Raw genomic sequence first — 11,554 nt, 5'->3', positions numbered from 1 at the left:
GATTCTGTTGAAAAACTCGGTGTTGCAGCGGTAGTCGTGAGGTGATTCACTCTCGTCGAGAGGCGGAGACCGAAGCAGATGATGGGACCTCGGCAAGTCGAGCAGGGCGCCCTGTTCTACGAGTTCTCGCTCGATACCCACGTCCCCGCCGACCATCTGCTGCGCGGCATCGACCGCTTCGTTGACCTGTCGAACCTGCGCGCGCACCTGGAGTCGTTCTACAGCTCGACGGGCCGGCCCTCGGTCGACCCTGAGTTGATGATCCGCATGCTGCTCATCGGCTACTGCTTCGGCATCCGCTCCGAGCGCCGCCTGTGCGACGAGGTCCACCTCAACCTCGCTTATCGCTGGTTCTGCCGGCTCGGGCTCGACGGCCGGGTGCCGGACCATTCGACCTTCTCCAAGAACCGCCATGGCCGCTTCCGCGACAGCGACCTGCTGCGGCGCCTGTTCGAGACCGTGCTCGCCCGCTGCATCGCCGAGGGGCTCGTGGGCGGCGAGGGCTTCGCGGTCGACGCCAGCCTGATCAAGGCCGATGCCAATCGACAGAAGGGTGTCGAGGGTACGAACGGCCTGCCACCCGAGAGCGTCAGCCGCGCCGCCCGGGAGTACCTGGCTGTGCTCGACGACGCCGCGTTCGGGGCTGCGACGCCGGTCGTGCCCAAGCTCGTCTCCCCCGCCGACCCGGCTGCGCGCTGGACGGGGGCGGACGGTGGGCTGGCCTACTTCGCCTACGCGGCCAACTACCTGATCGACCTCGACCACGCGGTCATCGTGGACGTCGAGCCGACCACCGCGATCCGGCAGGCCGAGGTCACAGCCGCCAAGCGCATGATCGTGCGCTCGCGCGAGCGCTTCGACCTCTACCCGGCACGGCTCGCCGGCGACAGTGGTTATGGATCGGCCGCGATGCTGGGCTGGCTCGTCCACGAACAGGGCATCGAGCCGCACATCCCCGTCTTCGACAAGTCTGAGCGCCGGGACGGCACCTTCAGCCGATCAGCCTTCACCTACGACCCTAGCGCTGACGCCTACACCTGCCCGGCCGGCAAGCACCTGCGGCAACGTCAGAAGGTCTACAGGTCACCGCCTCCGCTCGTCGACGCAGACGGGATGCTGCGCTACCGCGCGAGCAAGCACGACTGCGATGCCTGCGCGCTGAAGCCACGATGCTGCCCCAACGCATCCGCCCGCAAGATCCCACGCTCAATCCACGAGGGCGCCCGGCAGATGGCGCGCGACATCTGCGCCTCGGAGGCGGGCCGTACCTCGCGGCGGGAGCGCAAGAAGGTCGAGATGCTGTTTGCCCACCTCAAGCGAATCCTGAAGCTGGATCGGCTTCGGTTGCGGGGGCCGGATGGAGCCCGGGACGAATTCCACCTCGCGGCCGCCGCCCAGAACCTACGGAAGCTGGCCAAGCTGATCCCGCTGGGGCAGCCGAGCCTAGCCTGATCGGCTGGGGGAGGCCCTCAGCCAACCCCCCATCAAACCTCGATCCAGGCCGACCGCGAGTTTTTCAACGAAATCGGCCAAACGCAGCCGTTCACGCGCGGCCGTGCGGCTATCCGAACCCGATCGAAGGGCGGCGAGGAATAGGACGGGTTATTCTCCCCGAGCCTGATCCGGTCGACCGCGCCTTAAACGTGATCGGCCCGCCGGATGCGCTGGCTCTGCTGTCCGAGGCCCTCTATCCCTAGCGAAACCACGTCGTCCGGCTGCAACCAGACGGGCTCGGGCTTGATACCCATGCCGACGCCCGGCGGCGTGCCCGTCGCAATGATGTCGCCGGGCAGGAGCGTCATGTATCGGCTGCAATAGGCGATGATCTCGCGAACGCCGAAAATCATCGTGCGCGTATTGCCCGTCTGACGGCGGGTTCCATTCACGTCGAGCCACATGTCGAGCTGCTGCGGATCGTGTATCTCGTCCTTCGTCACGAGCCAGGGTCCGATCGGGCCGAACGTGTCGCAACCCTTGCCCTTGTCCCATTGGCTGGATTGAAGCTGGAAGGCCCGCTCGGAGACGTCGTTCACGACGCAGTACCCGGCGACATGATCGAGAGCCTGTTCCTCCGTGACGTACCGAGCCGTCGATCCGATCACGATACCCAACTCCACTTCCCAGTCGAGCTTGGTGGAGTTGCGGGGCTGGATTGTGTCGTCGTTCGGCCCGCAGACGGCGCTCGGAGCCTTGAGGAAGATGATTGGCTCGCTCGGGATGGCCATGCCGGCCTCGGCCGCGTGGTCCGAGTAGTTGAGCCCGATGCAGATGAACTTCGAGAGGCCTGTGAATGGAACGCCGAGGCGGGGGCTTCCTTCTAGCCGGGGCAGGCGCGTCGGATCCGTCTGTGCGATCCTGCCGAGACCGTCGGGCGCGAGTTCGGACGGACCAAGATCACGGCACACCGACGAGAGGTCGCGAAGGACGCCTGCAGCATCGACCAGAGCAGGCCGCTCGGACCCAACCTCACCGTAACGACAGAGCTTCATCGATCATCTCCGGATCAAGGGCGAATCAAGTGGGAGGAAGCCGGTCCAGCGGGTGCCCCTTCGGCGAGAGAGCTGAGCCAGTCGCGGGCGAGGGTCACATCGGCCGGTGTCAGGTCGTGGCCGCAGGGTAGGACATGGTGGGTCGCTTCGGCGCCCTGCTTGGTCAGGCAAAGCGTCAAATCAGCGCCGAGTGCCGGCGGCGCGATTGAATCCGTCTCGCCCGAGACGACGACGGCACGCCGCCCGACGAGGGCAGCGTGGGCGGTACCAGTCAGCGGTGGAACGGCGCGCAACAGGATCGCGCCTGTCAGAAGAGCAGGATGCAGAAGCATGAGTGCGGCCGCGATGTTGGCTCCGTTCGAGAAGCCGAGGGCAAGCGGTGGCCCGAAACCGTAACGGTCGCGGGCGGCCGCGACGAAGGCCGCCAGCTCATCGGCTCGGCGGACGACCTCGGATGAATCGAAACGACCGTCCGGATGGCGAGCGAAGTGGCGCAGCTTGCCACCTTCCGATACGGCTCCGCGGACGGCCAGCATCGGCGCGCCGGGGGCCGCTGCCTGGGCAAAGGGCACAAGCTCGTCTTCGTCACCTCCGGTGCCGTGCAGGAGGAGGAGCGGCGACCGGCTCCCTTCCGACGCATACCAGCGGTGGGCCAAGCTATCGAGGCTCACCGGCCTGCCTCCGGCCCGAAACTGAGCCTGGAGTTGGCGGGGTGGGGCGCGACTCGCGTGAACGGGCGGCGTGTCGCCAGGAGTAGCACCACGATGCCCGTCAGCATCAGGCCCGTCATGAACCACAGGCCGGGCGTCAGGCTCCCCGTCGCGTTCCGGATCCAGCCGAGCAGGAAGGGGCTCACGAAGCCACCCGTGAGGCCAAGGCAGTTGATCAGCGCCAACCCGCCCGCGGCCGAACGCTCGGGGAGATAGGCCATCGGGATGCCGTAGAAGATCGGCATCGCGCCGAAGAGCGTCGCGGTCGCGACGGAGAGCAGTGCCAGGACGACTGGAAGATTCGCGCCGGCGAGGGACGCCCCAATCAGCGCGCAGGCACCGACACCGACACAGACGGCGTAGTGCCACCGCCGCTCCTGCCGTCGGTCCGAGCGTCGGGACAGCCACACCATGCCGATGCCGCCGATCGCATAGGGGATTACGGACCATAGGCCAATCGCGGCGGCTCCGTGGACACCGGCGGCCTGCATCATCACGGGCATCCAGAAGGTGATCGCATAGAGTCCGCAGACGAGGGTGAAGTACGCCAGCGCGAGGACGTAGATTCGTGGGTCGCGGAACGCCGCACCGAATGCGTGGCCGCCGGCTGCCAAGTTCGCGTCCCGGTCGATCTCCGCCCGGAGGAGCTCCTTCTCGGATGATGTCAGCCAAGGAGCATCCTGAGGCTTGTCGACGAGGATCCGAAGCGCGACGAGCCCGAGAAGCACGGCCGGCATGCCCTCTAGAAGGAACATCCACTGCCAGCCCCTGAGTCCGAGGACGCCCTGCATGCCTTCGAGGATGAAGCCTGAGACAGGTGCGCCGATCACACCGGCGAGCATGCTGCCGCTCAGAAAGATCGCGGTCATCTCCGCCCGGCGCCGGTTCGGATACCAGAGCGTCAGGTAGTACATCACCCCGGGAGCGAGGCCCGCCTCGAACGCGCCCAGGATCAGCCTCAGCGCGTAGAACGAATGGGGCCCGGTTATGAACATCGTCGCCGAGGAGGCGAGCCCCCACAGGATTAGGATGCGCGCCAGCGTTCGCCGGGCGCCGACGCGCTGAAGCACGAAGTTACTCGGGACTTCGCAGAGAAAGTAGCTGACAAAGAACAGTCCGGCGGCGAGGCCGTAAACCGCGTCGTTGAAGCCCAGCTCCGCGCGCATGTGCAACTGCGCGTAGCCGATGTTCACCCGGTCGAGATAGGCGGCCACGTAGCACGCGAAGAGAAACGGCAGCAGCCGCCACTGCAATTTTCGATAGAGTGCCGCGCTATCCACATCATCCGTCGCGAATGACTCGGCCGGGGGCCGACCAAGCACGGGCGGATCACCTCCGGGCGTCACGTCCATTTTTCTATTCTCCCTATCATGTTCCGGAGCTTCCGTCCGGTTTGAGGGCGCGCCGGGCGCAACCTCTCTCGCGCTCGCCCTCACAGGCGCGAGAACCAATCCTCAAGTTCGATATTGAGGGGGAGGAGGATGCGGACGACGCAGTTGTACCAAGCCGTCGTCAGGACCAATTCCAGTCGCTCCTGCTCGTCCAGGAACCCGCACAATTCGGCCCAGAGGCCGTCATCGACACGGCCGGTCCGTGTCACGTCGCGAGCGAAGCGCATGACGGCGCGTTCGGAAGCGGTGAACCGGTCATCCGTCTCGAACTGCGCAAGCCGCTCCAGCTTGGCTTGGGACAGCCCAGCCTTCACCGCCGAGTTCCAGTGATGCGCGACCTCGTAGTCAGCCCGCGTCTCGAGCCCGACCGTCAGGACGGCTAGTTCGCGAAGTTGCCGGTCGAGCAGAGTGCTCTGGCGCAGCGACATCGCCATCGCGAGAACCCCGTCACACAGTGCAGGCGCGTTCGCGACGGCGAGAAAGACGTTCTCGACCGGCGTTCCCCGCAGCGCTTCTAGGCGGTCGAACAATCCCTGGTGATCTGGTCCGACGCTGTCCCGGCTCGCGTTCCCAATCCTCGGCACTTCGAGCTCCCAATCAGGGCGTTTGCGCGGAGTGGCGGACCGTGAAGCAAGAGGCCGTCAGCCCAGCGTCAGCATCGTATAGCGCGCCGGGTTGCATCGATATAATGATATCGATGCATTCAATTGATCGATGCCGTCGATCGAACGGGCAGACCGATGGAACTCCGTCACCTGCGTTACTTCGTGGCTCTGGCCGAGCACCTGAGCTTCACCCGGGCCGCGCGGCAGACGCACATCACCCAATCGACCCTGTCTCACCAGATCCGGCAACTGGAGGATCAGGTCGGGCAACGCCTGTTCGACCGCGTCGGCAAGCGCGTGTTCCTCACTGAAGCCGGGCAGAACCTGCTGCCCCGTGTCCTACGGGCCCTCGGCGAATTGGACGAGGGCCTTCGGGCGCTGTCCCCCCAGGATCAGGTCCTGACCGGTTGGCTTAGGATCGCCGCGACGCACACCTTCAACGTCAATCTCGTCCCCGCCTGCCTCACCGAGTTCCTCACCCGCAATCCTTCGATGCGCGTCGTCGTGGAGGAACTCGCCGCTAGCGTGATCGAGGAGCGGCTCCTGGCCGGTGCCCTCGATCTCGGTATCTCCTACAGGCCGGACCACCAGCAGGATCTCGCCTTCGAACCCCTCTATGACGAGCCTCTGGATCTCGTGCTGTCGCCTGACCACCGGTGGGCAACCCGGAAATGGATCCGGATGGCGGAACTCCACCATCAGCCGGTCGTGTTGCTCTCACCGGAATTCACCACCCGCAGGCTGCTGGATGACTGCTTCCGGCAATGCGGCGCCGTCCCGCACCTCGTCGCAGAGATGAACACGATCGGTCCCATCCTCGGCCTCGTTCGGCGTATGAACATCGTCGCGATCCTGTCGAGACAGGCCGTCCCAGAGGATGGGACGCTTTTGTCGGTTCCTCTGGAAACACCCACACCCATGCGGAGCCCTGGCGTGCTACTGCGCCGGAACGAGGTCCTGCCTCCGCACGTCGCATCCTTCCTGCACACGCTCCGTCGAGCCTGCGATAACACTTCTCATTCGACGCGTCGGTTGTAGCGGGGATGTCGTCGCGGGAGCTCGCCAGTGTATCCACGACCGCTACGGCGAACGAGCCCGAATTGGAGTCAGATATGGCAGCCAAGCAGGTCACACTCACCTTCGACAACGGCCCCACACCACATGTAACGGATCAGATCCTGGGGATCCTCGACCGGGCCGGAATCAAGACCACCTTCTTCGTGATCGGGCAGAGGCTCGACGACCCCGCTGCAGCCGATCTCATGCGGGCTGCTCATACAGCGGGGCATTGGATTGGAAATCACACCTTTACGCATTCGGTGGCACTCGGGGACCGGACGGACCGGGACTACGCGCTCCGAGAGATCGAGGAGACGCAGCAAAGGATCGGTTCGCTGACGCGACCGGAGAAGCTCTTCCGCCCCTACGGGAACGACGGACTGATCGGCCGGCATCTGTTGAGTCGGGCGGCGCTCGATCACCTCCTCGCCGAACGCTACACGACGATCACCTGGAACAGCGTCCCCGGTGACTGGAAGGACGCGGACGGCTGGGTCGAGACCGCGATGGCCCAGGTGCGGGAGCAGGACTGGAGTGTCATGGTCATTCATGACATCGAGGCTGGATGCCTCGTCCGGTTGCCGGAGCTGCTTCAACGTCTGACAGATCTTGGAGCGACCTTCGAGCAGGCGATTCCGAGGTCGGTGATTTTGACCAAAGCTGGACGGACCGTGTCGATGTCTCCGGACTTCATGGCCGATTGATCGGCACACACCTGCAGGGCGTACGACAGATCTGCCGGCATCATCGATCGATGGCATCGATTGAAACGATGAAAATATATCATCGGAACACTGCAAAATGGCCTGCTATGCTACGTAGCGAGACTTGGCTCGGTCGGGACGGCGCGAATTATTCAAACAGGGTCGCGCCGCGGAAGCCAAGCTCGCGATGGGGGATTTGGGATGGCCGATGCGTTCAAGACGCGCGTTGCTATCGAGCAAGCGTCTGAAAACGAGCGAGCCAGGATCTATCGGAAGATCAGCCTACGGCTGATCCCGATGATCTTCCTATGCTATGCCTGAACTACATCGACCGTGTAAACGTCAGCTTCGCCAAGTTGACGTTTCAGAGTGACATCGGCTTGGCGGACGCGAGTTACGGCTTCGGCGTCGGCATCTTCTACGTTGGATATATTCTCTTCGAGGTCCCGAGCAATCTTCTCCTTGGCCGCATTGGCGCGCGGAAGACGCTGACACGTATCATGTGTCTGTGGGGCCTCGTGTCCTGCTCGATGGCGTTCGTGACGAGCCCGGCGACCTTCTACCTGGCCAGGATCCTCCTTGGTGCGGCCGAAGCTGGCTTCTTCCCGGGCATCGTCCTCTATCTCACCTTCTGGTTCCCCCATCGCCTGCGTGGGCGGGTGATGTCGCTGTTCGTCCTCGCCATCGCGGTGTCGGGCATCGTAGGCGGACCAGCCTCCGGTTGGATCATCCAGCACCTCGCTGGCGCGGCCGGCTTCAAGGGCTGGCAATGGCTGTTCCTCGTAGAGGGGGCGCTGCCGGTATTCGTCGGAGTTAGCGCGTTCTTTGTGCTGAGTGACCGACCCGCGGATGCCGCCTGGCTGACGCCACGGGAGAAGGCGATTGTGGCGGCCGATCTCTCATCCGGGACCTTCGAACAGGAACACGCGCCCGCGAGGGCCTTCTTGTCGGCCCTGCGAAATCCGAAGCTGTGGATCGCGACCTTCGGATATTTCTCCATCACCTGGGCGGGGACCGTTCTGAACTTCTGGGCGCCGACGATTATTCAGCGATCGGGCGTAGCCGACGTGTTCAGCGTCGGGCTCCTGTCGGCGATTCCCTATTCCGTGGGTGCCGTCGGCATGCTCCTGCTGTGCCGTAGTTCGGACCGGCGGCTCGAGCGGCGATGGCATTTCGCCCTGTCCGCCTTCCTGGCCGCGACGGCCGCCCTCGCCATTTCGATCGTCGCGCAGAACGTCGCGGCGGCTGTCGCCTGCCTTGCCCTGCTCGCCATCGGTTATCTGTCGGCGACCGCTCTCTTCTGGACCATACCGGTGCGCTTCCTGACCGAAGCGGAAGCCGTGGGAAGTCTCGCTTTCATCAGCAGCATGGGCCAGGTCGGAAGCCTGACGGCGCCAATCGCGTTCGGATTTCTCGTGAGCCTGACCGGCGGTCTCGCCGTCTCGACGGGTCTCGTCGCTTTCGTCCTTGCCGCCGGCGGAATGGCTATTCTCTCCCTCCCCAATCCGCGTTTGGTCGAAAGGCCTTTGTCATCAAAGCCAATTAACATGAGCGATTTCGGCACGCGGTCGTGATATCGCTTTCATCGCGAGTGTCCGGTTCCACAGCGGGTATGCTCTGAAGGGGACGCGCTGCTTTCGGTCAAGATCCGCCGACGCTGACCGCCAGCGTGAACGTCTCAGATGGGTGGTTTGCTGCCCGTCCGCTCCTGAGGAGAAAGGCATCAAAGCTGACATAGCTACAGCACCCGCTCATGAACCCGAGCAGGATAAAGCCCTGATATAATGACGCGAAATATAGTATTTGCCGCATTGATCAAAAGATTCCGCCCGCATCGATCCGTTTGCTAGCTCAAGCGCCACTGGTTATATTGTAGTGCCAGGAGGGTAAACATCTACGGCAACCCCAGAGCTATTCCGGATAGAGAAAACCCGCCACGGCGATCCGGGCGGGCTTAATTGGTGCGACATGCAGGCAATGGGGGACTTAGGCTGCGTATGCCTTCGCTACCAAACCGAGCTCTGCGAAGGCCTCAGCGAGCTGCAGCAACTCCTCTCGCAAGACCATCATGTCGGAATAGGCCTTCGTCAAATTTGGATTGCTAGCAAGGGGTTCGAGCACGAAGCTTTCTAACTCACGGCGAAGCTGAAGGCTCGACTGTTCGAGTGAATGACCAATGGCCTGCATCTGGGGACCGCGCGGACCGAGATCGCGTCCCGATGTCATCTCAGCCTTCAGGGCAGCGACGAGGTGCTGGACTCCGTTCTGGTCCAGGATGCTCGGCAAGACGTAGATATCTGCCATCGACGCCTCACGCCGCCTGGATGTCGAGAAGGAAGGCATCGACCTCCTGCTTGACGCTCAGCGATTGTGTGGCGAGTTCGGCCGCCGCGCTCAGCACTTGTGTCGCTGCGCTGCCGGTCTCACCCGTCGAGGTCAGAACACGCGCGACGTTGGCCGATACGTCCTGCGTGCCGCGCGCCGCTTCGCTGGCGTTGCGCGAGATCTCACCCGTCGCTGCCGTCTGCTCGACCACAGTCGAGGCGATCATGCCGGCGATCTCGTTGATTGATGCGATCGTCCGGCCAATCCCCTGGATGGCCTCCGTCGCACGGCAAGTCGCGCCCTGGATCGCGGCGATCTGACCACCGATCTCCTCGGTCGCACGCGCCGTCTGGCCGGCCAACTCCTTGACCTCGGCGGCGACGACTGCGAAGCCGCGCCCCGCGTCCCCCGCACGCGCGGCCTCGATCGTGGCGTTCAGCGCCAGAAGGTTGGTCTGACCTGCGATCGACGAAATCGTCGTCACGGCTGCGCCGATCTGCTCTGCTGCCGCCCCCAAATCGGCCATCGCCGCGCCAGTTGCTTCCGCCTCGTGCGCCGCGCTGGCGGCGACCTCGTTGGAGCGAACCACCTGTCGCTCGATCTCCTGAAGCGAGGAAACCATCTCCTCGGCGGCGGCCGCCACCGTCTGCACGTTGACCGAGGTCTCCTCCGCGGCCGCGCTTGAGGCCACGGCTTGGCTGTTGGTGTTATCGGCGACCTGGGTCATCGAGCGGGCAGTGGCATCGAGCTCGGTTGCAGCCGAGGTGACGATCTCCAGGGAGCTCGCAACCTTCTGCTGGAAGGACTTGATCAGGGCGTCAACGCGATCGGCCCGGCGCTGCCGCGCCGACTGCTCGGCGACCTGTGCGGCCTCCAGTTCGGCCCGCGCGATGGCGTTCTGGCGGAACACCTCGACGGCCTGTGCCATCTCACCCATCTCGTCGGTGGCCGCGCGCGAGGGCACATCCACGGCATTGTCGCCGGCGGCCAGACGCTTCATGGCCATGGTCATACCGGCGATTGGTCTGATGATGCTGCGGGCCAGGAGGAAGGCTAGGACGCCGCCGATGATCAGAGCCAACCCGAGGAGGCTCATCTGGATGAGTCGGGCACCCGCAACCGATGCTGCGGTGGCATCGGTGATCTCCTCGACCGCGAGTTTGATCATGCCACGCACGCCAATGGCGGCTTGGTCGATGGCATCCGTATGCGGCTTGATGCCAGTGTCGAAGGCCTTGTTTGAAGTCGCCATTGCCGCAACCGTGGCACGGAAGTTGGTCGCGTAGGCAGCGAGTGCGACATCGACCGCCTTCATCTGCGTCTGGAATGGCGCGCTGCCATCGGCATTCCTGAGGGCCTTCATGGCCTTCTCAGCCTTCTCGACGTTCGTGGCGAACGTTGCCGGTCCCTTCGGATCGAACGTCGCCAGGAAGCGCCAGTTAGCGACGCGGACGAGCAGCATGGCGCTCTCGACGGTCTGAGCCCGGCTGAGCGTCGCCTCATCGGCTTGTGAGCGCACATCGGAGACCAACGTCGCGGTCGCACGGGTGAGGTCGTCACCGCCCGTGAAAAGCTTGTCCTTGGCTTCCTTCAGGGTCACGCCGGCGGCTGCCAGACGCTCCAACTCGGGCTTCATCGCTCGAGCATCCTCATTGATGCCCAAGTAAATCTTACGGCGCTCTTCCGAGATAGCACTCCTCGCCAATTTAGACCCGGCTTCCTCGATCTCATGCCGGGCGGCTTCCATAGGCGCGACCTGCTCCGGCTTGGGCGCGAGCCGGTAATTTTCTGCATCGCCCTTGAGCTGAGCGGCGAGGATATTCACCGTATAGACATTGCGGGCAATGGCCTCATATCTGCCGCGCTCTTCGTACTGGTCGGTGACACGGCCGAGCTGATAATGCGCAACCCCACCGAGAGCTGCGACGACGACCATCAAGCCGCTGAAGCCCGCGTAAAGTCGAGAGCGAATACCAAATTGCACGATCTGAGCTCCGAGGGCAAAAGCCTAGCTTTTTACACTTTCGTCTTCTATTCCTATTATTTAGTTAGCGGCAGCTCGACTATTTCTGGTTGCCTGATGACGCGCTGACCGGCCTCGGAAAACCCTCAATCCGAACAGCTTTCTATGGAGGATCATGACAACTTTTGGTTAGATACGCCTCGCGGTCGTGGCCGACGGCTTAGGCGCCTGACCGAAGGCTCGATTGACGTCCGCTTACGAGCGAACTTGGTGGCCGGCCGAAGGTCGTTTTTGGGTCGCTATCGGAA

10 protein-coding genes are annotated in these 11,554 nt (G+C 63.8%); 4 read left to right on the top strand and 6 right to left on the bottom strand.

Annotated elements, in window-relative coordinates; all coding sequences use genetic code 11:
• Positions 1-78: 78 nt before the first annotated feature.
• Positions 79-1,452: a transposase gene (locus ACTJK8_RS31280; RefSeq protein WP_440762471.1), complete on the top strand. Its 1,374-nt coding sequence runs from the start codon at positions 79-81 to the stop codon at positions 1,450-1,452.
• 185 nt (positions 1,453-1,637) lie between these two features.
• Here ACTJK8_RS31280 and ACTJK8_RS31275 read toward each other — a convergent pair whose 3' ends face one another.
• The 4 genes from ACTJK8_RS31275 to ACTJK8_RS31260 form a co-directional block, all read right to left on the bottom strand.
• Positions 1,638-2,489 carry a fumarylacetoacetate hydrolase family protein gene (locus tag ACTJK8_RS31275; RefSeq protein WP_440763116.1) on the bottom strand — a complete coding sequence of 284 codons (852 nt, stop codon included), beginning with the start codon at positions 2,487-2,489 and terminating at the stop codon, positions 1,638-1,640.
• A 14-nt stretch (positions 2,490-2,503) separates the two neighbouring features.
• Positions 2,504-3,160, bottom strand: coding sequence for an alpha/beta hydrolase (locus ACTJK8_RS31270; protein WP_440763115.1), 657 nt, complete (start codon positions 3,158-3,160; stop codon positions 2,504-2,506).
• On the bottom strand, positions 3,157-4,551 hold the full coding sequence (locus ACTJK8_RS31265; RefSeq protein ID WP_440763114.1) for an MFS transporter: 1,395 nt from the start codon (positions 4,549-4,551) through the stop codon (positions 3,157-3,159). The genes ACTJK8_RS31270 and ACTJK8_RS31265 overlap by 4 nt, the downstream gene beginning before the upstream one ends.
• A gap of 80 nt (positions 4,552-4,631) precedes the next feature.
• Complete coding sequence (locus ACTJK8_RS31260; RefSeq protein ID WP_440763113.1) at positions 4,632-5,120, bottom strand: carboxymuconolactone decarboxylase family protein; 489 nt, start codon at positions 5,118-5,120, stop codon at positions 4,632-4,634.
• 210 nt (positions 5,121-5,330) lie between these two features.
• Here ACTJK8_RS31260 and ACTJK8_RS31255 point away from each other — a divergent pair, with 210 nt between their 5' ends.
• From ACTJK8_RS31255 to ACTJK8_RS31245, 3 genes are all read left to right on the top strand, one after another.
• Positions 5,331-6,233, top strand: a complete 903-nt coding sequence (locus ACTJK8_RS31255; RefSeq protein ID WP_440763112.1) for a LysR substrate-binding domain-containing protein — start codon at positions 5,331-5,333, stop codon at positions 6,231-6,233.
• A gap of 74 nt (positions 6,234-6,307) precedes the next feature.
• Positions 6,308-6,958 carry a polysaccharide deacetylase family protein gene (locus ACTJK8_RS31250; RefSeq protein WP_440763111.1) on the top strand — a complete coding sequence of 217 codons (651 nt, stop codon included), beginning with the start codon at positions 6,308-6,310 and terminating at the stop codon, positions 6,956-6,958.
• A gap of 308 nt (positions 6,959-7,266) precedes the next feature.
• Positions 7,267-8,532, top strand: coding sequence for an MFS transporter (locus ACTJK8_RS31245; RefSeq protein ID WP_440763110.1), 1,266 nt, complete (start codon positions 7,267-7,269; stop codon positions 8,530-8,532).
• A gap of 412 nt (positions 8,533-8,944) precedes the next feature.
• On the opposite strand, the gene ACTJK8_RS31240 is transcribed toward ACTJK8_RS31245, so the two are convergent.
• Together ACTJK8_RS31240 and ACTJK8_RS31235 are read right to left on the bottom strand one after the other, a co-directional pair.
• The gene (locus tag ACTJK8_RS31240; RefSeq protein ID WP_012319510.1) at positions 8,945-9,262 is read right to left on the bottom strand and encodes a hypothetical protein; all 318 of its coding nucleotides are present in this window, start codon (positions 9,260-9,262) and stop codon (positions 8,945-8,947) included.
• Between the two features lie 7 nt (positions 9,263-9,269).
• On the bottom strand, positions 9,270-11,219 hold the full coding sequence (locus ACTJK8_RS31235; RefSeq protein WP_012319509.1) for a methyl-accepting chemotaxis protein: 1,950 nt from the start codon (positions 11,217-11,219) through the stop codon (positions 9,270-9,272).
• Positions 11,220-11,554 lie beyond the last annotated feature (335 nt).

The sequence above is a fragment of the Methylobacterium sp. 22177 genome (assembly GCF_052045615.1).
Classification (GTDB): domain Bacteria; phylum Pseudomonadota; class Alphaproteobacteria; order Rhizobiales; family Beijerinckiaceae; genus Methylobacterium; species Methylobacterium radiotolerans.
The sequence above is the reverse complement of the archived record's forward strand: the minus strand, read 5'-3'. Positions and strand labels throughout refer to the sequence as shown.

Bases quoted from the DNA above. Each gene is read 5' to 3' on its own strand.
- ACTJK8_RS31235 (WP_012319509.1), bottom strand. From the start codon at position 11,219: ATGGTCGTCGTCGCAGCTCTCGGTGGGGTTGCGCATTATCAGCTCGGC.
- ACTJK8_RS31240 (WP_012319510.1), bottom strand. From the start codon at position 9,262: ATGGCAGATATCTACGTCTTGCCGAGCATCCTGGACCAGAACGGAGTC.
- ACTJK8_RS31245 (WP_440763110.1), top strand. From the start codon at position 7,267: ATGCTATGCCTGAACTACATCGACCGTGTAAACGTCAGCTTCGCCAAG.
- ACTJK8_RS31265 (WP_440763114.1), bottom strand. From the start codon at position 4,551: ATGGACGTGACGCCCGGAGGTGATCCGCCCGTGCTTGGTCGGCCCCCG.
- ACTJK8_RS31255 (WP_440763112.1), top strand. From the start codon at position 5,331: ATGGAACTCCGTCACCTGCGTTACTTCGTGGCTCTGGCCGAGCACCTG.
- ACTJK8_RS31280 (WP_440762471.1), top strand. From the start codon at position 79: ATGATGGGACCTCGGCAAGTCGAGCAGGGCGCCCTGTTCTACGAGTTC.
- ACTJK8_RS31275 (WP_440763116.1), bottom strand. From the start codon at position 2,489: ATGAAGCTCTGTCGTTACGGTGAGGTTGGGTCCGAGCGGCCTGCTCTG.
- ACTJK8_RS31250 (WP_440763111.1), top strand. From the start codon at position 6,308: ATGGCAGCCAAGCAGGTCACACTCACCTTCGACAACGGCCCCACACCA.